Source organism: Rivularia sp. UHCC 0363 (assembly GCF_034931125.1).
Lineage (GTDB): Bacteria > Cyanobacteriota > Cyanobacteriia > Cyanobacteriales > Nostocaceae > Rivularia.
This window is the reverse complement of record NZ_JAYGHM010000064.1, coordinates 1-24,106: the sequence shown is the minus strand read 5'-3', so window position 1 is coordinate 24,106 and position 24,106 is coordinate 1. Positions and strand designations below refer to the sequence as shown.

Here is a 24,106-nt window from a genome sequence, read left to right as displayed (position 1 = left end):
CAAAAAAAACATATATTTCCTCTAGCAAAAGTCTTATTATTATGACCAGTTTGATAGTGGTTTTCTCTTACTTTCGAGAGATATAAGCCTAAATAATCGAATTTTTAGTTGATCGCGCAAAATAAATATCAATTTTAAAAGTAATACAATTATATAGTTATCAACCGATGCTTTGGTAAATCCATCTAAAGAGTGATTTGTAATATATCAATTTGAATACTAATTTTCATTAAGCGTCAACTTTCTATTTATCCAAAATAATAGCAATAGCTGATTTTGTAAAAAGAACCCAATGTAAACTTATTGCTTAGGAATAAATCAAGAGTAAATGTGTATAGAAGAGAATGTAATCGAATAGTGGAAAAAGTTTTGAAATTGAAACAAGTTTGGGTTTTTTGCTAATTTAACATATTATTCTTTGTGTTCGTCTATCGAAAAAATGGAGCAGCGAAATTAAATAAATGATCAAGCAAGTTTTACGCTGGCTACTTTTAGGTGGAACCTTATTTTTTTTAGCAAACGCTTTAAAGAAAAATTGGCAAGAAATTGCAGCTATTCGTATTGATGGGGTTGCATGGTCAATGCTAGCAATTGCCACTGGAATAACTTTGTTAGCACACACTTGGGCTGGATGGGTATGGACTTGGATTCTCCGAGAATTGAATCAATCGATAAATTCAATACAACTTATTCAAGTTTATCTTAAAACAAATATTGCTAAGTATTTGCCGGGAAATGTAGGACATTATATAGCGCGAATCATTGCTGCAAAACATATTGGAGTTACTACTAGTGCTGCTACAATCAGCGTGCTGCTCGAACCTTTATTAATGCTAGCAGCAGCTTTGGTCGTTGTGATTTTATGCAGTCATTCCGTCAGGGGTTCTGTGGTTTTAGCCATCGGACAGATATTAGGTTTAGTTGCTGTGTTGTGCGTACTTCACCCTTTATTTCTTAATCCAGTAATTCGTTTTGCACACCGTCGTAAAAATAAATCTAGTACCGATAATTTAAATGGGGTTTCCTTAAGTCTAAATCGTTATCCAATATTACCTTTGCTAGGAGAATTTGGCTTTATACTGCTGCGTAGTGCCGGTTTTATTCTTACTTTATATGCAATAGCACCAATCAATTTTAGTCAAATACCTTTGATCGTAGGAGCATTTAGTTTTGCTTGGTTATTAGGGTTAATTGTTCCTGGGGCCCCCGGTGGCTTAGGAATATTTGAAACTACCGCTATAGCGCTTTTACAGCAGTTTTTTCCCACACCACTAATAGTTGCTGCGACTGGTTTATATCGTTTAATTAGCATTTTAGCCGAAACGACTGCTGCTGGACTTGCTTGGTTGGATGAACGTATTGTTTAGTAATTATCTAGTAATTCTATTTTCTATGCAGTTTTAACTGAGAAAATATTCGATAAGTATCCAAATTTGGTTGCAATTCATTAGTATGAGGAGAATTTTCTTCCATATTAATTAAATTGTATTCCACATTATCTGCGTAAATTGCAAAAGTTATAGTAAATATCTCGATAAAATTAATTACCGACTTGCACTCTTCTTCGGGATAAATATCATAATAGTAAATTAAATTTGCAATTCGCATTTCTAAATGACTACGCGAATGCTTGCTAATCAAAATGATTTTGAGCAGTACAATTACTAAATTGATTGGGTTGCCTTGAGAAAGCAGTAAGACAAATAGCGGTGAAGGTTCTTTACCGTTTTCTGAGGTCAAACAGTCAATAAGCTTATTACAAATTCTCAGCAATAAATTCTTATTAATAGTTTCTTGATTATATTCTATTTTCCAGGGTAAAAGTTTTTCAGATAGCTGTTGTTGTAAGCTTTCCAGAAATTCTGGTTGACTTACCGAATATGCCAAATATTTAAGCAAGCTTTGTTTAAATTCTTTTAAACTTTGATTGCGAGTCTGTTTAATAAATATATTAGCAATATTTTCATAACTAAATGCACCCTTTCTCACAACAAGTAGTTTAATTAAACGTAAAACCTCATCTCCTAAAATACTGGGATTTTGGTAGCGATTAACATTAGAAGCAGAAGATTGAGAACGAGCAATATACATTGCTAATTCAAACTTAAATTTATCTTTTAATTGTTTAGAAAGACGCTTTGCTGCTTGCTGTTGTTCTTTAGGGTTATTCTTATCAGTTGACTGAGCTACTAACAAATAAGAGCTATAGCGATTTGTCCAATGCAGCTTGCTTTGGTCTTCATGTTTAATCGCGAATAACTTTAGTTCTTGGCAATCCTTACTGTTAATAAAGTTTGTTAGCCAAGTTCTAAAAATAGTAATTTTTCTCGAACTAGTTAAACTTGTTTTGGGCGTATATTTTGTAAATAAGTCAATTAAATGTTGAATATATTTATATTGACGACGATTTTCCCAATTGTTAATCAGTATATAACAAGTCCGTTTAAGAGTATTGCGAAACTCCGGTTCGTTACTACCGACAAAAATTTGGTATATTCCTAGACCGTAGTCCGAGCTAACCGAATCTAAGCAATCTACAAATAAATTCTTAAATTCTTGTAAAACATCTTCTGGTTCTTGGTTTTGAACCACTTCTATAAAAAAGCTATAAACTTTCTCTTGTGCAGCCTGCACATCTAATCCTCTATGATTCAACTCAAGAAGATGCTTTTGCTTTTTACCCTGTATAATCGGTAAGCCATCAACAATCATATTATGGTCCTCAAGACCCAAAAGTCTCCTGATGGATGTTGTTACTAGCTTATCCTTCACAAACAGGAGCATCAATCTGATTATTTTAAACTTACGTATTTTTTTACATAAATTTGATAAACTTATGATTTGAGGATAAAAATGTTGCAGCCACTTGAGTAATTACCGTTATAAGAAAACTAAAAATTATACTGGGATTCGACCGTATCCTTAATTAGTTAATTCTTGGTTAATTATTAAAATCAGGAAGATATAAGTTTTATTGTAGATCGCAGGCAATAAAGAACAGTTTGTCAAAAAAAATAACTGTTAGTTTTATACACTATAAAATCATTTTAGTTGCTGGGATATTCTTATTTGAAGAAGTAAAGTAATAAATCAGCAAATAATATGTCCTAAATGCAGTTACATCTAGGACAGCAAGCAAACTATAAATAGAATTAATGGGGGTGGAGGGACTTGAACCCTCACGACCTTTTACGGTCAACGGATTTTCATTCTTCCGCAGCTTTCGCTACTACCTCGATGGTTTACTCACCGACAAGGTTTTAAGAATTGGACTCTCCCTTTACCCTCGACTTAACAAACAAATAATTATTTGCAATTACGTTAGGGTCGCTCCCGTCGAGTCTCTGCACCTTCCGAATTTAACTAAAAATTTAATTTAGTTCGGCTTGGCTCAGGATTGCCATATCTTACGCAACATTTGGGCATAAGTTTTAGGTTTCCCTGAGTTTGAGAGCATCCACTTGTAGAATTTCTTCAACAAGGCTCAACTTTTTAAGTCCGTAGCGTCTACCATTCCGCCACACCCCCGTTTTTTCAGGGAATTTATCGATATTCGCTATTAGCAGCAAATATCTCCTCATCTATTTGACCATCAATTACGTATTTTGTCCAACATTTTGAAAATTTTTTTTTCCTACTTCTTGGAATTGGAAGCATAATGCAGAACGTGATCGCTTGAAATCCTTGTATAACGGTGATTGTGATACTCTACGAGATAGAATTTACTTTCTTTGGGGACTTATCGGTGACAGAAAATATTGCGACAAGCTATACTTCCTTGAGTCCAAGCTTAAGTTTATGATGGAAAATATATTCAGCCACTTAACTATGGAAAATATATGCAGCTAAATCTACTCACTTATTTAAACCCCGAAACCATGATGGTACCTCTGACGTACCTAGCTTTAGCAGGTTCTTACCTGTTAGTAATTCCAGTCTTGGTTTTAACCTACATGAAATTTCGCTGGTACTCAGTCAGTTCTTTTGAACGCGGCTTCATGTATTTTCTAGTGTTTTTGTTCTTCCCCGGCTTGTTACTCTTATCACCGTTTGTTAATTTTCGACCACGGCGACGACAAATTGAAGTTTAAAATGTATTGGCACTTAATGTTTAGAAATATTTAGAAATGCGACGCATTGACGCTATTGGAATTGTATTTGGCGTTTTTGGTTTAGGTGGTTTAGCTTATGTAGTTCTTAAGCTTGCGGGTTTTAATAGCTTTAGCGCTGGCATTTGGAGCCAAGTTTTGTTGGTAGGAGGTTTAATTGGCTGGCTGCTTAGCTATGTTTTTCGTGCGGTAGGTAATAAAATGACTTACCATCAACAGCGAGAAGAATACGAAAAAGCCTTTTTGCAACATCAGCTAGACCAGCTTTCTCCCGAACAAATGGATCGACTTTTAACTGAGGTGGAAGATGACAAAGATACTTAGGATTTAAACCCGCACGATAATGCTTTGATTTTGGCACGAGTCGATTAACATAAATGTTTCATAAGAATATCCACTGTTATATATAAACTGCTCTAAGAGTTTTTTTATTTTTAAGATTTAGATATCAACATGGTATCGGCTCAGTTTATTTAAAAGCAGTGAATTAAGGAAACGTGCCAAACCATTATATAGACTGAGTTTTTTACATAAATATGTAAATTTTATTGATATTCTATAAGTATTTTTACTTGAGATTGTGGATAATCTTTGTCAGACAAGTATTTTTGTGTTAAGTTAGCGAATATTTTTTTAAACTCAGTGCCAAAACCGAGTCAGCGTAGGGCTTAAACAAGCTTTAACAGCGATTCGAGCCGATGAGTTAACGTAAATATGCTCGATTACTAATATTGATAACAAGAAAAAACTATATAAAAAAATCATAACAACAATGTTCGATTCAGCTACCTGTAGTAGACAATTTTACCGATATGATCTTGAATATATAAGGCTATTGACAGCAGTAAAAATAGCTGGTGCTAAGTTTTATGTTTTCGTTATTATGTGGAATTGAGTAAGGTATAAATGATGAGTGTGAGAGAGTATAGATTATCAATGATTTTAATTTTGTCGCGTTATGGGGGCAAACGCTATGAGTGAAAGTATGGCATTTATTGGCGGAGTTGCAGTAGCTGGGTTGGCAGCTCTTTTACTGCTCAAGGGGTCGGGTAATTCCGTTGCTGTGCCGAATTTTAACGGTACCCCGCAAGTACAAGCTCCCATTGTCGCACAACCTTATATGGCTCAACCAGGTACTTATCCTGGCTTACCAGTTTATCCCAACCAGATTCCTCCAGGTTCAGATCCGATGGAGTTGCGATCGCAGTTAGAACGTCAAAAAAACCAACTTGATGTCCTTCAGCGAGAAAATGACCAGTTGAAGAATCAAACTCAACAGTTTCAGTCTCAAATACAAACTTACTACCAATCACAATTAAACGCGCAACAAAACCAAAATTCGGCGCAACAAACTGCCTTACAGCCCCAAGAAGCTTGGTGGACTTCTAATATACTTTGGGCTGTGGGAGGTATGGCGTTGACAGTTGGTGGTGGTATTGTAGTTGCTGGAGTTTCAGCTTTATTCTCTCAAAAACAGCGTCCTACCAGAACAGTACAGGTAATTCATCCTTACAGCAGTTCAGGTCAGACTATATCTCCTCCGGTACGTCGTGCGGAGTTTTTGCCTCCTCGTTCGGAAAGACGTATGGAAGCCCCCGAATACGACGATACTTATTAGATATTAGATGAAATGCATAGTGATCGCGCTGCATCTGTAGGATGACAGCGCAAGCACTTTTGAGAAAATTACCTAATTGTTAATGTTAAGTTTGCTTACTATTTGTTGCAAAAATTAAAAATAATTATCGCGATATTATTAACGGGGGAAGATGGGCTACTGGTCGATCTCCCTTGTTTTTTTACCGAAAAATTGGGTTTAAAGCCCCGTCCTAAAGGAGCGGCTTTATTCTATAAACATTATGATGCTATTAGCTCTTAAATTCATATTATCTTCAGTAGTAACAGATAAGAACAAACAAAAAAGGCACAGCAATTTTATCTTTTGGTAGACACTTCATAAACTGTCTACATAAATACATTACACGTTTTTCTACATAAAAACACTAAAGCTAAGTATAAATATATCCTATTTTAAAAAAATATTTTTTGTATAAAAATAAATAGTGGTGCGAACTAAGTAAAACATATTATACACAAGTTGCAAGCTTGCTTTTTTAAAAATAATCTTAAGAACAAAGAATAGACTAAGTTTTTCTAGAATTTGTGCGATATACATACATACACTTTGGACAAAATTCCCCGCACTAGCTCATAGGCTTGCCTATTTAAACTGATTTGAATTCTGCACTTCATCGGTATTGTGCTGTAAAGAAGCTGATAAATCAAATATTGTAGATTATTACCGATTGTTTTTTTTACTCCATGCATTCCAAATAAGTATTACTACTAACAGTATTATCCCCACTAATTACTGCGAATAAAAAAACACATAAATAAATACACCATCCCTGATTGCTTAAAAGCAATTTCTGGGTAATATTACTTAAGTGTGACCTGGAAATTAAAGATTCGGCAAAGTAGGGTATTGAGTAATCCATAGATTGTAAATTGGAAACATATAGTCTAGTGGATATCTCTAAGGTGCTAATTAATCGGAACCTGAAATATAGCTGGCGATTAAATAAAGCTTCTGTGAAGCATAGGTAAATACTCGGTTCGGTTTTCTTAATATATATTTCGACAGGTGTTTAAAAAATTGGAAACACGGTAAGAAATGATTAGTGCAGAAACTTTTAATTATTGTCTGCACACAATTAATGACTCAAAAAGAACCCATACGTGGGATACTCAACTTTAAGCAATTTCATGACAGTGGTGTGAAGGTTATGGAGACAAACATGAATATCTTTTATTTAATCCCCAAAAATAAACCACGGATATTAAATTACTCAGATAAAGGCAACTATTACTACCTTGATACAAAATTTTTGTCATTTCAATTAACGCAAATTTAGGCGCAATACCTTTAATAAAAAAGTTACACGTTATATCTCCGAGTCATAAACAACTACGGTCGCAATTTAAACCAGGTACCCAGGTTAGCTACCTATTGACATCAGTACAGTCTAATAGGTAAATTTCTGTCTCCTTCTAATTTTGTGTTCTTATCTGTAGTGTATTTACGCAAATAAATCAAGCTAAAGCCAGTAAAGAATGTTTTTTTTGGTACGGATTGCATAGAAACATTTTTCCTACTATTTTTAGTGGAATCTGGGAATAGGGGCTAAAGACTTTAGATCGAAAACCCTAATCCGCTTGTTTATTCGTTGAGTTTGTTTAATTAGAGGACATTAAAATATCGGATTTTAAAACTATCCCTGACTGGTTTTAATCTTGACAAGTACTTGATAATATGCTCTGATTGCAAAAAAATATACATTTTGCACGGAAGGAGAGTTGAAAAACAAAATTTTCTTCGATATTGCGTATAACTCAGTGGATTTTAGCAATCCAATTCTTGACTACTAGCTCAGAATTTGAATGTTCGAGAATAATGGCTTTTTAGTTAAAGCTTATACACTAGAAAACTTTGCTATTTATTGCATTGATGCCTTCCAATGATATCTTTAATCTCATGGCTAAGGCGTAAAAGCCTCTTTTTAACTGTTAGTTCCCTAAGTGTAATTACTTACGGAGTTATACCGACTATCGCCCAAACGGTGATAGATAATACCGCAACTGGCGGTGCAGATAATTTACCCCCCGGACAAACTACAGTTAACTCGAATCGGGTAAGACTCAGTGCAACTCCCGCTGATTTGCGGTTGACCAAAACTGGCGATCGCGCAGCTGCGGAACCTGGAGATACAGTAATTTACACGTTACGGGTTGAAAATGTCGGTTCTTCACCAGCAAATAATGTCGGCTTTACCGATAGATTGCCTTTAGGATTGCGATTGTCTGCTAAATCCAACACTTTGAAAGGTTCCATCGGCGGTAGAGAAGTAGATTTAACGCTGAATTTGGGTGAAACGGTTAATGATGATTCTAAACCAAGAAGACAAGTAACTATCAGTTCCACAGCAACTTTACAACCAAAAGAAACCTTGGTAGTTAATTATGCTGCGGAGTTGACTCCAGATGCCATCCGTGGTAGTGGCATAAACTTAGCTCAAGCACGGGCTGGGACTTTGCAAAGCAACACATCCAGCCACAGATTGCGGATCAGATCGGGAATTTTGTCCGATTGCGGTACTTTGATCGGGCGAGTGTTTGTCGATAAAAACTTTGACGGCGAGCAACAGCCAAACGAACCGGGAATACCGAATGCTGTGGTTTACATGGATGATGGCAACCGCATTGTTACCGATGCCAATGGGTTGTATTCTTTAGCCAACGTGATTTCTGGCTATCGCTCGGCAGCACTTGATTTGACTAGTTTACCAGGCTACTCTCTGGCTCCGAATAAATATTTTATTGAGACAAATAGCCCGTCACGCTTAGTAAAATTAGCGCCTGGAAGTATGGTGCGGGTGAATTTTGGCGTTACGCCTGCATTTTCCGAGGGTAAGCAATGATTAAGAAATTATCTCGCGTGCGATTGAGCAATGGTAATCACCATCGCCACCAAAAACAATTTTCCCATACGATGTTATCTGCTTTATTAAAGTTAGGTAGCGCGGGTATTTTACCCACAGTTATGGTAATTATCGGATTTTGTGTAATTTCTTCTAGTGCCGTCGCTGCTGAGTCAGATGAAAAGGCTCAATTAGAAATAGGTTCTAGATTGAGAGAGGCTCTCGATACAGTAAAAGAGGTCAAAGGTCAAGATCGGAATTTATTGTCTGAACCTGCTGAATCACAGCCTGTCTATACATTAAAAGAGGACAAAGGTCAAGCACTTAAAAATTTAATTTCAGATTCTAAGATTTCTGCACCTCAACAGTCAATTAAGCTTGCAGAAATAGGAGATACTCCTGTTGCTCCGAGTCCCAATTCACAGTCAGACTCTTTGTTTGATCGCCAGGGAGGGTCTTTATTGGAGCAACAGCAATCGGTTCCTGCTGCTCCCAACGACCAAAAAACCCAAACAGAACCGACGAATCCCCTACAAGAAAATTCAATTCCTGTGAGGAGAAGTCGTAGTCAGGTACAGCTAGATATTTCGCCCGTAGGCGACCCGGTAGTACAGGCTGACGGACGTTCGACAATTCAGATCCGAGGGCAGATTGTCAACGTAAAAGGAGAAGTAATTCCTAAAGATGTGCTGGTGACTCTGACAAGTAGCGCTGGTAAGTTTATCGGTTCTGACCAAGACAAAGATGCACCAGGATTTCAAGCGCGTGCCATTAATGGTGAATTTATCGCCACTTTGCAATCAGGATTGAAGCCTCAATCTGTCCGCATCCGAGCATCTGTCAATAAAATTAAAAAGCCCACATCTACCCTGAGACAGAGAGAGCAGTCAATTGATGGAGAAAATATCTTAGAAAGCGGTAGAGATACGACTCTATTTAATAACGAACTGATCGACCAGCCCATAGAAGCCTATACCCAAGTAGAATTCACCACCTATTTACGCCCTTCCTTGGTTACAGGTATTGTCAATCTGCGGATTGGTGCGAGGGGTACGAATTTCTGGGGTAGCCGTAGAGATTTCCTCAACCCGGATGCTTCGAGTGGGACTGAGGTAGATTTGACTTCCCAGGTGTTTGCTACAGGTAAAGTCGGAGAATGGTTATTTACTGGTGCATTTAATAGCGAGCGACCAATTAACCAAGATTGCGAAGGTAGAAATCAATTATTTGGCGGGATTCAGTTTTGCGAACAGCAGTATCCCGTATATGGTGATAGTTCCACTTTCACACCTACCACGCCTTCTATAGATAGCTTTTACGCCCGTTTTGAACGTAGTTCTAAGGTGCCTGGAGCCGATCCCGATTACGCCATGTGGGGAGATTACAGCACTGAGGAATTTGCTCGACCTTCCCAGTTGTATGGAGCGACTTCTCGGCAACTGCACGGTTTTAAAGGTAATTACAGTTTTGGCCCGTTGCAGATCACTGGTTTGTATGCCAATAACGTCGAAGGTTTCCAGCGAGATACTTTTGTACCTCAAGGAATCAGCGGTAATTACTTTTTATCAAAGCGGTTGTTGGTGCCAGGAAGCGAGAATGTTTATTTAGAAGCACAAGAAATCAACCGTCCGGGTACCGTTGTTAAAAGACAGCAGTTATATCGCGGTCGAGATTACGAGATAGATTATGACCGAGGCACAATTAGGCTCTTTAGTCCAATTTTGTCAACAGATCTTAATCCTTTTGGCACCGCTCTGCAAAGACAAATTGTTGTCACCTATCAGCCGGAGTTTGGCGAAAATTCCAATATTTTCGGTGGACGAGCGCAGTTTAATATTTCTCAGGATTTAGATAATAAGTCTTTTATCGCCGGTTCTTATTTAAGAGAAGACCAAGGCGATCGCGATTTTGAATTATACGGAGCAGATTTCCAATTTGCCTTCGGCGGCTGGGGTAAGATTCTTGGTGAATATGCTCGTTCCGAAAGCAATCTCGGTGGCGGACAAAATCAACAAGGTAATGCTTATCGAGTAGAAGCAATTGGTAACTTAAACGAACGTTTGGGTTTAAATGCTTATTACCGTTCCGTAGAGCCGAATTTTAATAACAACGCTACTTTCAGCTTTTCACCAGGACAAACTCGTTACGGTGCTGGGTTATTGGGTAAGTTAAGTGATACTACAACTCTCGGTGTATCCTACGATGTCGAAGAAAACTTTGGTCGAGCGGCCACGGGTTTAGTAAACTTCTTTGACTTATTCAACCCCCAACCCCAAGCGCGTCCTGGAGAAGCTTTAGATAACGAATTAAAGACTTTCCGAGCAGGTATTTTACAAAAATTTGGCTTTGCTGATGTCAGCCTCGAATATGTGAATCGTTCGCGAGAAGATCGAATCAATAATGCTTTGAGCGGCGATGCCGAGCAAATTGTTTCGCGGTTAAAAGTGCCTTTGAGTCAATCTTTGACCTTTCAAGCGCAGAACGAAGTTAATTTGAGCGGTTCCGACCCACTTTATCCTAACCGCACAACCTTGGGTTTGGACTGGCAGGCATTTGATGGAGTTACCTTTAGGCTGGCGCATCAATTTTACGACGATACCAGCTTATTACCTGGAAATTCTCTAACTACTTTAGATACTCTACTTGACTACAATTTAGCCAAAGATACCACCTTTAACGGACGGTATTCGGTATTATCGGGCTTTAACGGCTTGCAGGGACAAGGTGCCTTGGGAGTTAATCACGGAATGGCGATCGCGCCAGGATTACGGTTGAGCTTGGGTTATCAATATGTATTCAAGAATATTTTTAATGCTACTGCTGCGGGGGACAAAATACCGCAATATTACGCAGTGGGGCAAACGTCAGCTTCTTTGGGCTTATTTTCCGGCTCCGTGTACAGCGTCGGCTTGGAATATACCGATAACCCAGACTTTAAAGCCAGCGGACGCTTTGAATTGCGCGATGGAGAGGAAGGGAACACCACCTTTATTTCTTTGGGCGCAGCGGGTAAAATTTCACCAGCATTAACGGCATTAGCACGCTATCAACAAGCGGGTGAAGCCAACGTATTTTTACCTTCCACTATCAATAACTTGGGAGAAACCCAAGGAGTGAGATTTGAAGAATTGGGAGATACTGCTAACCTCAAAATTGGTTTAGCTTATCGCGACCCGACCAACGATAAATTTAACGGCTTGCTCAAATACGAATGGCGACAAAACTTTGATTCCATACCCGAAAATCAGTTTACGGGAAATTCCACAGCAACTGGACACGTATTTTCAGCAGAAGGAATCTATGCACCTTCTTGGAGATGGGAATTTTACGGTAAATACGCGCTGCGTAACGGTGTAACTTATTTTGACCGGGAACGTTACGACGGAACGGTAAATTTAGCCCAAGCACGAGCGACCTATAAATTAGGCTACCGTACCGACTTAGCAGTAGAAGGACGTTGGATTGGTCAAAGTTCCAATAATAATCCGGACTTCGACGAATTTGGAATTGCGGTAGAAGGTGGATATTACTTGACCCCCGATTTACGTTTGGGAGTAGGTTATGCATTTGGTAGCGTAGACGATCGCGACTTTACCGGATATCGCTCGGAAGGTGGACTGTATCTCAATGTCAGCTTGAAGCTTAACGAATTGTTTGGCGGATTTGGATTGCAAAAACCAGTACCAAAGCAGGAACAGGAATCGGAAGTTTCACCTTTGGTAAGAAACGGTTCTCAATCCGGGAAACCCAGCACCAAGTTAACCGAACGTTTGAAAAAAAATCAATCGAGTCAACTAGTTAATCGTTTGAAAGGGGAACAGGGAGTAGAACAATCCCAAATTTCCAATACCAAATCTTCTCAAACCAAATTGATAAATAACCTGAAAAAGTAATTACGAATTACGAATTACGAATTACGAATTACTTAAATGTGGTGTCACAGGATGTGAGCAATGTCAAAAAAAAGATCAAAAAGGTCAAAGGTTATAGGTCAAAGTAATAAGGTGAATTTTTCGCTTTTACTTAACAAAAAAATATTTTGCGTCCCAACTTCAATATTTTTTCTCCCCTTCGGGTTAGCTACTCCCTTCAACGGAGTCTCACCCGCAGCATTTGCACAAACTCCCCCTTCCCCCACTCCTGTAAGAGTGGTGGTAAATAGCAACTTAGATGGTGCGATCGCGGCTGATGCTCAATTAACTTTGCGCGAAGCGATTGAAGTTGTCAACGGAACTTTAACCCCCCAGCAACTCAGCAGTGCGGAACAAGTTCAAGTTACTCCCGCAAGCGGTGGAAGCAGCATTGAGTTTAATCTACCAAGTGGTGCAACAACCATCGAGTTGCAAACGGTGCTACCCGATTTAGCTGCACCAGGTTTAACAATTGATGGAACTACGCAACCGGGATATGACCCTAATACTTCCGCAACTGCGGAAATTGCGATTCCCGTTCCTCTGGTGACAATAAAACCCGCTACAGGACAAGAGGTATTTCGTGGTTTAACGGTAGTCGCGGATAATATTACCATTCGCGGCTTGAATATGTACGGTTTCAATGCCGAACCCATCAAGCAACAGTTGGGAAGCGCGTTGATTTACGACGGTAAACCCGAACCTGCAACTTTGACAACTCCACCGGGAGATATTGTCATTGCTCACCGCTTACCCCCTCCCGATATCAGTCAGCAGAAACCTCCAGCGAGTAACTTTCCGTTTCGGGAAAGAGATGTACCCCCGAAAAATATTGTTATTGAAAATAACTGGTTGGGAATAACCACTGACGAAAGAATGCCGGAAAAAATTTCCGCTTTTGGGGTTTATCTATTTAACAGTCAAGGTGCGACAATTCGCAAAAATCGGATTTCCTACCATGCTGGAAGTGCAATTATTACTTCAGTAAGAGCGGAAAATACTAAGGTAGAGCAAAACATCATTATTGGTAACGGTATTGATGGAATGCCCGATGCTTTGCGGTTTGAAGGAGTAGTGGATAATTCCCAAATTCTGGGTAATTTAATTTGTGCTAATGATGGCGCAGGGGTGTATTTATTTAAACCTCAAGGCAAGATACTCGTACAGAATAATAAAATTACTTATAACGGCAGAAGACTGCGACGAGCGGCGGTTTTCGTTATGGGCAGCGACCACCAGGTAATAGGTAACGAAATTGACCATCAAGCCGGACCTGGGGTAGTAGTTACGGCATTTCCTCGAAACGATATTGGCAAAAGAGAAGTAGCGATACGTAATGAGATACGTAACAATAAATTCGCGGCTTTAGAAGGATTGAGCATTGACCTCAACAGCCAAGGGAACCTGGGGGTAATTGACTTTCAGCGCGGAGATGGCCCAAACCCCAGACGCGATTCTAGTAATCGTCGTAAAGAAACCGGAAACGCCGCCATTAACGCTCCCGAATTTGCCGAAAAAGCCTTTGCAACCAGCGGTAGTAGTGCCACGGTGACGGGTAAAGCAGATAAAGGTAGTGAAATTACAATTTATCGGTTAGGTGACTATCAGCGGGGAAAAGAAGCCATATATCAACCAGGATTTGGCGCATTAACGGAACCCCTGACTATAGTTTCTGCGGGGGAAGACGGTAAATTTACCGCGCAACTAGAAAACGTGCAAAGTGGGGATGTGATAAGTGCGATCGCGACCGACCCCAAATATGGAACATCGGAACCAGCAGTAGCAACGATGATTGGTGTTGAGGGGACTATCCCCAACGTTAACGTACAGCCCAAGGTAGACCGGATCAACCCCCCCCAGTGCGTATCTAAACCGACACCACCACCGCCACCAGAACCACCACCACAACCACCAATACCACCAGAAGCGCCACCGGAACCGATCCGAATTCAAGTACCGCGCAACGTCCACTTTGCCTTAGATAAATCTTTCATTAGTGACGAAAGCGCTCAAGTACTAGACAAAGTAGCGGAAGTACTCAAACAATATCCGTTCATCGTCATCGAACTGCAAGGTCATACCGACCCCCGCGCTAGCGATGCTTACAACCAAGCATTAGGTAAACGAAGAGCGCTATCTACAAGGAATTATTTATTGCAGAAGGGAATTGCCCCAGAAAGAATGACCATACGTTCATTTGGTGAATCTCAACTCAAAGTTCCCGGTAGTACGGATATTGTCGATTACGCCCGCGATCGACGTACTGAAATCATCTTTAAGGATGTCAGGGGTATAGACCTGATTGTTGAAGACCAAGAGCAAGATTTGCAAATTGAAAGAAGAAGGTAATCAATTAGGAGTTAGGAGTTAGGAGTGAGGAGTTAGGAGTTTAATTTTCCCCTTATCTTCTTATCCCGATGTCCAATACCCATTGCCCAATTCTTTAGTTTTCGTTGTTTAGGAAGCAAAAAATGAAAGCTTTATTTAAGCATTTATCGGCAATTACTCAGGAGGAACCCGGTACGGTGGCTAATCATACACCTCCTCATAAAAATATTTCTGGACCGTTTCTATCCACTACCTTATTAGCGGTATTATTAGGTGTACCTCAAGTACCTATATTTGGATCGTCCAAGGCGATCGCGCAAACTCCAGGAAGTTGTCCTGCGGGTACGGCACCAGAAACGTTACAGTTACGCACTAGCGATAACCTGTCAGATTTAACACAAGAATATAATATTGGCGGTATCCGCACCATCTTTAATTTGACCGAAGAATTCCCCGGTCAAGTTATCGATCAAACCGAATCGAGAGTTAGTAATGATACCTACGGTGGCATTCCAGGAAACGATTTACGTTTAAATATTGGTCCGGGTAAACCTCCCGAAACTGGTAATCTACCAAGGGGTAGCGCGACTCTTACTATTACCTTTGCCCAACCAGTTACCTTAGCATCGCCTTTAACCTTATTAGACGTTGACCGCAATGGCGCACGAGATAATGGTCGAATTTTCCAAGATGTAGTTACTGTCACTGCATCGAGTAGTAATTCCAACGTTCCCGTTACCTTGCAAGCATTGGGTCAATTCACTAGAATTTCCGGGAATAGTGCTTTGGGTATCGTGGAAAATTCACTTCCTAGTGAACCTCAAGGTAACGTTTCCATAACACCAGGGGGTGCTGTAGACCAAATCCGTCTTGTTTACCGAGCCGGAACAGAATATGGTTCACCGGGACAAGACCAAACTATCGGTTTATCACCATTTACTATCTGTGCGCCTGTTCCTAATGTAGGTACAATTGGCGATACGGTTTATCGAGATACCAATGGTGACAGAACTCAAAATCCAGGTGAAGAGGGAATTGCTGGAACTAACCTGACTTTGACAGGTGCGGGTTCCGATGGTCAATTTGGTACTCCTGACGATAGTCCCCCGCAAACCACCACTACCGATGCAAATGGTAGATACAGTTTTCCTAACTTACCTGCGGGTAATTACCGAGTCATTGTCGATAATCCTCCCAATGGTTTAACTGCTACCCAAACACCACCGCAAACCATCGTTTTAGAAGCAGGTGGAAGTTTCCTAGATGCTGATTTTGGTTATTCACCGTCCACTGTAGGTAGTATTGGCGATACAGTTTATACAGATAGAAATCGCAACAACGTTCAAGATGAAGGCGAAGCTGGTCTTGAAGGGGCTACAGTTACCTTAATTCGTCCCGGTGCTGATGGTCAATTCGACACAGATGACGACGATAGAACCCAAACTACCACTACCAACGCCACCGGTACTTATAGCTTTACTAATTTACCTGCGGGTAATTACAGAGTGACCGCAACGAGTCCCAGAGAAGGAGATACTGCCACTCAAACCCAACCGAATACCATCGCCTTAACATCCGGTCAAAATATCAATACAGTTGACTTTGGTTTTGTACCGGGACAATTGGGTCAGGGACAAGGTAGTATTGGCGATACAGTTTACAACGACACCAACCGTAATAACACTCAAGATGCAGGTGAGACTGGTATCCCTGGAGTGACGGTAACTTTAGATATTCCAGATCAAAATGGTCAATTCGGTACACCAAACTCTACCACGCGAACTATAATCACCGACCAAAATGGTAATTATAGTTTCCCTAATTTAGCTGCGGGTAACTATCGAGTTAGAACTACTACACCCAACGGTTTAACTGCAACTCAAACTCAACCGAATCCGGTTACTTTAGCAGCCAATCAAAATTTAGATACCGTTGATTTCGGTTTTGCACCACAACAAGCTGGTACGGGTTCTCTCGGTGATACGGTTTACAACGATACTAATAGTAACAACCAACAAGATCCAGGTGAAACTGGTATCCCTGGGGTAACAGTTACTTTAACTAATCCCGGCTCCGACGGCCAATTTGATACTCTTGACGATAGTCCCCCGCAAACCACCACTACCAACCAAAGCGGTAATTATAGTTTCCCTAATTTACCTGCGGGTAACTACAGAGTTACAACCACCACACCCAACGGTTTAACTGCGACTCAAACTCAACCGGATACAATTAATCTCCAATCTGGTCAAACTATTAATACAATTGACTTTGGTTTTGCAGGTCAGCAAAGTCAAGGAACAGGTACCATTGGGGATACCGTTTACAACGATATTAACGGTAACAATCAACAAGACCCAGGTGAACCCGGAATAGCTGGTGTAATTGTTAACTATGCCGGTACGGGTCCCGATCGCGTGTTTGGAGATACTCTTGAAGATGACGATACCAGTGGTAGAACTAGAACCGATGCAAATGGTCGCTACACGTTCCCTAATTTACCAGCAGGAATTTACAGAGTTACTATCAACGACCAATCTCAGCAGCCAATTCGCGGACTGAGACAAACTCAAACTCCTACTGGATTGATCGATCTAAGTGCGGGTCAAAATTTTGAGGATGCTGATTTTGGCTATACCCAGTCAACTGGTACAATCGGCGATACCGTTTATCGGGATAACAACAGCGACGGAACTCAAAACCAAGGTGAACCAGGAATCCCCAACGTTGTAGTCACTTTAACTCGTCCGGGTGCTGAGAATCTAACTACCACCACAGATGCTAACGGTAGATATAGTTTCCCCAACATACCCACTGGTAACTACACAGTTACAGTAAATACTCCTCCCGAAGGTTTAAGTCCGACCCAAGCCCCACAAAATCCGATTGCTTTACAACCGGGTCAAAACTTCGATATCGCTGACTTTGGTTTCTCACCGTCCTCAGTTGGAACAATTGGAGACTTTGTTTTTTACGACAATAATGGCGATCGCACTCCCAACGCTGACGAAAGCGGAATTCCGGGACTGACCTTGATTCTTAGAGACGGTAGTAATAACGTAGTTGCAACCACGAACACTAGAGAAGACGGTTCCTATAGCTTTGTCGCACCTCCGGGTACTTACACCGTTGCAGTTAGCAATCCTCCTCAAGGTTTGACACCAACACTGACACAACCTAACCCAGTTACCTTACAAGCCGGTCAAAATATCGATACAGTTGACTTTGGTTTCCAACCACCCACACAAGGTTCCATTGGAGATACCGTATTTGCTGACGTAAACGGTAACGGGATTCAAGACCAAGGAGAGCCGGGAGTTAGCGGTGCTACGATTAAATTAATTCGTCCCGGACAAGATGGTGTTTTCGGTACTACCGACGACCAAATAACCGAGCAAAACACTGATAACACTACTACTGTTGCTTTCAACGCAAATACTCCGGGTAGATACACCTTTGACAATCTTCCACCAGGAAGATATCAAGTACAACTGGCGCTTCCTGACGGTAGCATTCTCACAAGTGGGACTAATCCGTTTTCAATAAATCTACAGCCAAATCAAAATTTAACTAGCGCTGATTTTGGGATCAGAATGACCGCATTTACAGGTGGTAATCCCGGTTCGATCGGTGATGAAGTCTTTAACGATCGCAACGGTAACGGTGTCAGAGATGAAGGTGAACCGGGAGTTCCCAACGTTCCCTTGACCTTAACTCTTCCCGGACCCGATAACCGACTGGGTACTCCCGACGATACCACCCGTACAACTACTACCAACGACCAAGGTATTTACACCTTTGACCAGTTACCACCCGGACCTTACAGAGTTACGGTAACTCCTCCTTTGAATTTACCAGAAGTAACTAACCCCGGTGGTTCGCAAATACAAACTACTTTACAACCCGGACAATCCCTAACCAACGTTGACTTTGGATTGCGTCGTCCCGAAGGTGGTTCCATCGGCGATACTGTTTTCAACGACACAAACGGTAACGGAGTGCAGGACTACACCGATACTAATAACAACGGTGTCAAAGAACCAAACGAAGAAGGTGAACCCGGAATACCCGGAATTCAATTAACTTTGAGAGATTCCGGAGGTAACATATTTGCCACCACAAGCACCAACAACAACGGTAACTACACTTTCAACGGTTTACCTTTAGGTAACTACACCGTAGAATCTGCAAGACCTAGTGACTTTACTGCAACTACCGCAACCACCTTATCAACTCAGTTAACCGCAGCCAATCCCAACCCAATCGACGTAGACTTTGGTTTCCGTCCCGGTCTTGTGGGAGCAGCATCGGGACCTGCAAATTTACGTTTAGTCAAACGGATTACCAACGTATTAAGAGGAGGTCAACCTGTTAGCGGGGTTCCCTTTAACCAGTTTGAAGATGACCCTAGCGATAGAAATGACAATGTATTACAAGACGCTTCCCCGCAATCTTCACCTGTAGGTATTATTGGTTCGCAAACACCCGTAGAAGTACAGAGTGGTGACGAAGTGGAATATACGATCTACTTCCTCAGCGAAGGTGCCACAAGCTTGAATAATGTTAGGGTCTGCGACTTAGTTCCTAACGGTACAACTTTGGTACCGAATAGTGCTTCTGTAACTGGTGCAGGAACTGGTGCAGGTGCAGGTGAAATTCAGCCAGTCGCATCACCAGGAACCATAAGTACAGAATTCCAAAATATTTGCGGTACTGGTGATACTGCTGCAAATGGTGCGGTACTTACCAATTTGGGTACTTTACCTGCTGGTGGGCAATTTGGATTTGTTCGCTTCCGCGTCACGGTTAATTAATTTCAACAAAAAGTCTTCCTTAACAACGATAGGGGGTGCGGGTTTCCGTGTCCCTTTTTTTCAATTCCCAATTCCCAATTAAGTAGGTTCGCCTTGAAAATTGTAATTAGGACAAGGCAGTAGGCAGTAGGGGTAAGAGTTTAGACCTAATTTACATTCTGTTACATAGTTCTGTTTATTTCTGCCGACCTACTTCCCAATTCCCAATTCCCAATTCCCGAATACAAAAAAAGTTCGAGTGATTAGGTATTATTATTTGGACTTTCGCTTTGTTTGATTGAAATTAATTTTTGAATGTTTGATCGATGAAAAAAAATAAATTAATCAGTTCAGTTATTTTACCAATTGCGGTAATCTTACCCGCTCTGTTTCCTTTGGGTGAAGCCACTGCTCAAAAGCAAAAACAAATGCGTCCGATTTCTTTACTTAAAGCAAATTGCGTTACAAGTGGAATTGGTAGCGTCCGTATGGAAAAACTCGATGTTTCCATTGGTAAAGCAGTTTACAACAGTAAATTTTATTTAAGTCCTGGGTATCGTTCGGCTGCTCTAACTTGTAAAATTAAGCCGGATAATCGTCCCCAAAATGTATTTCAAACCTTAAATTTGGGTTTTGGAATGCGCGATAATAACGTAAATAGTCCTAGCATTGGAGTTAAATTTTATCTCGACGGACAACCAACTCAAACTATTACCGTTAGACCAACCCAAGTAGCTAATTTATCTCTGAATGTTAACAATGTGAGTAACGTTGCGATCGAAGCAACTTGTTCTAGTTCTACTCAATATTGCAGTCGCGTTTACTTTTACGATGCTGACTTACAGCAGAAGCCCCCAATTGTAAACATAAAACCTGCCGCACAAGAACAGATTCTAGAATCCCCTACGAATAAATAATAGGTGTGGGTAATGGAAAAATAATTAACCATTACCCATATTTTAGATTTTGGATTTTAGATTTTGGATTACTCTACGAGAAGACGCTTGCGCGTCAATGGATTTTGGATTATCTACAACTGTTTGCAAAGAGATGAGGTACATTCCCCTATTCCCTATAAGATTTTAGATTTTAGATTTTGGATTATCTATAGCAATCCTAAATGATTCGTAAGAAATTTATAAATAAGCTGGCAGTTAAAACCGTTACTATACAAACAAAGTCCATCGGCATGGACTTTCTGAAATAGAAAATAACCCGCGCAGGCGGTGAATCTAGTTGGCGGTGTCGGTTTCCGTCCCGCCAAACTAGTGAACCCGGAGGGGTTTTGCCTGTGTAGCCAAGCCACTGCGTTGGGCGGGTTCCCCGACTTGTAGCAACGTGCGACTTCCAGTCGCCAGGGCTGAATCAAATTCAACTTGTAATCTTAACGTATAATCTATGTATTTCCTCATATATCAATTCGGATTGCTATACAACATTTTCCTACTCCCTTATAAATAGATTTTTATCTAATTTTATTCTGCTGATTTTTCTGTGCTTCCTCGACTTTTTGTGTTTCCTCTGCTTTTAATTGAGAAAGACTTTCTTTGGTATTTTCAGCCGCTTGCTGAAGTAAAGGGTCAACTTTTTTGCGCCAATAATCAATATCTGGCAACTTTTGCGGATTATTTTGATAATCCTGGACTTTATCCCATTTTCCTTCAGAAATAGCTGTATTAACATCGTTGAAAAAACCCTCAGCTTTAGTCCAATCTTTCTGCCATTGGTTAATCATTTCCCCTGCTTCTTTGATATTCTTTTCATTAGGAGTTAGAGATCTGAGAATGGCGATCGCACCTTTTAAATCTCCGGATTCGTATTTTTCTCTGGCTTGTTCGACGGCTTTATCATCTCGTGCGGCGTTTTGAGTTGGTCTTTCATACTCAATTATTGGCTCTGAAGGTGCTACCGGAGTAGCAATCAATCCGCTTTCGTCAACTGTTTTAACCGCAATGTTTTTGTCTCGCAGACAAGTAACCCATTGTTCCCCATTTTTAATCACATCGGAGTGCGCCCAAGCAGAACTTTCGGAATTATTTTGCAGTTCTACCCAACCCCTTTTTGTCCGTTTACCTGTAACTCCGAACTGAGTGTCTTTAGATACATTTTTGATAATATTATTATTAGTTAAAGCACTAGGTTCGGAACGAATATTAGAATTAGCCGCAACGATTACCGAGCAGTTTGCATTCGCACTAGTAAAATTGTTTGCAAAGTTATTTACATTATTTACTACAGCCGGAGTAGCGAAAGCAGCACCACCAGCTAAACCTAATAAAATTAATATTTGTAAAAAGTCGGGACCTTTAGAACCGCGAGGAACCTGCGGAGGAACTTCTACTGGTTGACGAGGATAACTCGGCGCAACAGCAATAGTCGCGATCCGAGAATGCTCCCTAAAAGATTGATTCCGCAGTTGAGGATATTGTTGGGGTGATAAATCGCTGGCAAATGAATTTATTGCTTGCAGCGCTTCAGTCGCACTTTGGTAGCGCTCTTTAAAGTGATAGCGTACCATCCGACTCAAAACATCTTCTAATTCGCGGCTTATCGGTACCAAATGTTCCCAGATTAATTCTCCCGTTTGCGGGTCTTCCTGTAAATCCATTGGTGCAACCCCCGTCAGTGCCTGAATTGCAATTATTCCCAAGGAATAAATATCGCTATTGTGCCGGGGTCTACCTTGTCCTTGTTCTGTAGGCATATAGCCGGGAGTACCAATTGCTACTGTAGCAGAAGGATTTTCGATGCCTTCGAGCAAACCCAAACCATATGAAGCGCGTAATTTTTTGACCGCACCGAAATCAACCAAAACTAAACTGCCGTCACTGTAACGACGAATGATATTATCAGGTTTAATATCGCGGTGAATTACACCTTGGCTGTGAACAAACTCTAAAATCGAAAGAATGGAAATCAGCATTTGAATGACTTGACTTTCATTCCAACGTTCCCCATGTAATTCATCGGTTAGAGGATGTCCTTCAATAAATTCTTGTACTAAAAAAAATTCGTGATTTTCATCAAAATAAGCTAGTAATCTGGGTATTTGGTCGTGATTCCCCAGATTTTCTAAAGTTTCGGCTTCACTTTGAAACAAACGTTTCGCAGTGTCAAACACTTTCGATTCAGTGCTGGTAGGTTTGAGATGCTTGACAACACAGATCGGATTACCGGGTCTTTTGGTATCCCGAGCAATATAATTTTCTCCAAACCCACCCGTTGCGAGAATTTTAACAATTTGGTAACGAGTGTCTAGTAGCTTGCCTATCATATTTCACTCCCTAGTGTTAACACCAACAATTACGGGACGTACTAAATATCTCCATCCATACTGCGACGATATCCGCTTTATCACAAAGAAGATTCTTGCTATTCAGCACAGTATTCTATAGATACACATTGTTAATCTTGATTTCAACATTTTTGTTTACTAACAATGCCACCTAAAATAACAAACTCAGTAGCATGGCAACAGGCTGAACTACTTATGCAACCAGCATTTATTCGCGTTGTAGATAACGTTCGCAAGCTATTTGAACAATCTTCCTGGAAAGCAACTTATCATGACGTACTGATTTGGGCTGCTGGCACAAGTGAGGAAACTAAAGCTATGGTCACTCAATTGGTGCAAGAACTCGAAACTGCAACACCCGAACAAGCCGAGCAAATTAGAGAAACATTGACAAAATTGCCAACGCCCCATCCAGGATATCATTTGTGCTTGCAGCGTCAAGAGCAGCAAGTAAATGTGGATTTATGGGAGTTATGTTATCAAGTATGTTTTGTTGAATACACCCCTAGTAATATCACAGTTGATATTGATACTATTTTACTCGATGAATCCGGTGATGTGGAATGGAATTTCTTAGATATCAAAGCAAAGCGAGTTGTTGAGGAGATGTTTGCTAGTTTACCAAATTAGGGAGTTGGGAGACAAGGGGATAAGTTTTCAAAGTGATAAAACGAAACAAGTATAAAAAAGATGTAAAAGACGTTAAAAAAAATAAATAATGCATGAATATCGGTTCGGTGTGGGCAGATAGGGATTCACGCATGAATCTTGCGGGTAGGGCTTTCACCTACATCAATCTGAGAGTTCAGTGCTTAACGCTCGGTTAAGTTTCACTGGCTTAGTTATGTACGGGCTGAATACCGTGATTCACTAAACAACGAATCGCACAAAGCCCCGTCCTTATAGGACGGCTTTTTTCCTTAAAACATGATATCATTATATTAGTGTAACTGACGTAATCATGCTGGTATTTGAAGCAAAACTTGAAGGATGCAACGAACAGTATCAATTGCTTGATGAAGCGATTAGGACTGCTCGTTTTGTTCGCAATGCTTGTTTGAGATACTGGATGGATAACAAAGGTATTGGTCGGTACGACCTTAGTAAGTTTTGTGCTGTACTTGCAGAAGACACCGAGTTCCCTTGGGCATCTAAATTAAACTCAATGGCTCGTCAAGCCAGTGCTGAAAGA

General features: G+C 40.5%; 12 protein-coding genes and 1 pseudogene. 11 read left to right on the top strand and 2 right to left on the bottom strand.

The window, feature by feature from the left end:
- Nucleotides 1-461 precede the first annotated feature (461 nt).
- Nucleotides 462-1,367, top strand: a complete 906-nt coding sequence (locus VB797_RS27325; RefSeq protein ID WP_323240915.1) for a lysylphosphatidylglycerol synthase transmembrane domain-containing protein — start codon at nucleotides 462-464, stop codon at nucleotides 1,365-1,367.
- Between the two features lie 16 nt (nucleotides 1,368-1,383).
- Here VB797_RS27325 and VB797_RS27320 read toward each other — a convergent pair whose 3' ends face one another.
- A complete protein-coding gene (locus VB797_RS27320) occupies nucleotides 1,384-2,712 on the bottom strand; it encodes a hypothetical protein (protein ID WP_323240914.1) in 1,329 nt (442 codons plus the stop codon).
- A 1,127-nt stretch (nucleotides 2,713-3,839) separates the two neighbouring features.
- On the opposite strand from VB797_RS27320, the gene ndhL reads away from it, so the two are divergent.
- The 8 genes from ndhL to VB797_RS27280 all read left to right on the top strand — a co-directional run bounded on the left by ndhL (nucleotide 3,840) and on the right by VB797_RS27280 (nucleotide 20,536).
- Entirely contained in the window at nucleotides 3,840-4,091 is a 252-nt protein-coding gene (gene ndhL, locus VB797_RS27315) for an NAD(P)H-quinone oxidoreductase subunit L (RefSeq protein WP_323240913.1), read from the top strand.
- Between the two features lie 36 nt (nucleotides 4,092-4,127).
- Nucleotides 4,128-4,433, top strand: coding sequence for a DUF3007 family protein (locus VB797_RS27310; RefSeq protein WP_323240912.1), 306 nt, complete (start codon nucleotides 4,128-4,130; stop codon nucleotides 4,431-4,433).
- Between the two features lie 649 nt (nucleotides 4,434-5,082).
- Nucleotides 5,083-5,727 (top strand): heterocyst differentiation related protein, encoded by a 645-nt coding sequence (locus tag VB797_RS27305; RefSeq protein ID WP_323240911.1) that lies wholly within the window; start codon nucleotides 5,083-5,085, stop codon nucleotides 5,725-5,727.
- A gap of 1,900 nt (nucleotides 5,728-7,627) precedes the next feature.
- Complete coding sequence (locus VB797_RS27300; protein WP_323240910.1) at nucleotides 7,628-8,587, top strand: hypothetical protein; 960 nt, start codon at nucleotides 7,628-7,630, stop codon at nucleotides 8,585-8,587.
- The gene (locus tag VB797_RS27295; protein WP_323240909.1) at nucleotides 8,584-12,480 is read left to right on the top strand and encodes a hypothetical protein; all 3,897 of its coding nucleotides are present in this window, start codon (nucleotides 8,584-8,586) and stop codon (nucleotides 12,478-12,480) included. Before VB797_RS27300 ends, VB797_RS27295 begins: the two co-directional genes overlap by 4 nt.
- 60 nt (nucleotides 12,481-12,540) lie before the next feature.
- A complete protein-coding gene (locus VB797_RS27290; RefSeq protein ID WP_323240908.1) occupies nucleotides 12,541-14,847 on the top strand; it encodes an OmpA family protein in 2,307 nt (768 codons plus the stop codon).
- 122 nt (nucleotides 14,848-14,969) lie between these two features.
- A complete protein-coding gene (locus tag VB797_RS27285) occupies nucleotides 14,970-19,640 on the top strand; it encodes an SdrD B-like domain-containing protein (RefSeq protein WP_323240907.1) in 4,671 nt (1,556 codons plus the stop codon).
- Nucleotides 19,641-19,945: 305 nt separating this feature from the next.
- Complete coding sequence (locus VB797_RS27280) at nucleotides 19,946-20,536, top strand: hypothetical protein (protein ID WP_323240906.1); 591 nt, start codon at nucleotides 19,946-19,948, stop codon at nucleotides 20,534-20,536.
- Nucleotides 20,537-21,084: 548 nt separating this feature from the next.
- Here the strand turns inward: VB797_RS27280 and VB797_RS27275 are convergent.
- A complete protein-coding gene (locus VB797_RS27275) occupies nucleotides 21,085-22,893 on the bottom strand; it encodes a protein kinase domain-containing protein (RefSeq protein ID WP_323240905.1) in 1,809 nt (602 codons plus the stop codon).
- A gap of 165 nt (nucleotides 22,894-23,058) precedes the next feature.
- Between VB797_RS27275 and VB797_RS27270 the strand changes: the two genes are divergently transcribed.
- Nucleotides 23,059-23,544: a hypothetical protein gene (locus VB797_RS27270; RefSeq protein WP_323240904.1), complete on the top strand. Its 486-nt coding sequence runs from the start codon at nucleotides 23,059-23,061 to the stop codon at nucleotides 23,542-23,544.
- Nucleotides 23,545-23,875: 331 nt separating this feature from the next.
- Nucleotides 23,876-24,106, top strand: a pseudogene (locus VB797_RS27265) (RNA-guided endonuclease TnpB family protein); the annotation flags it as partial.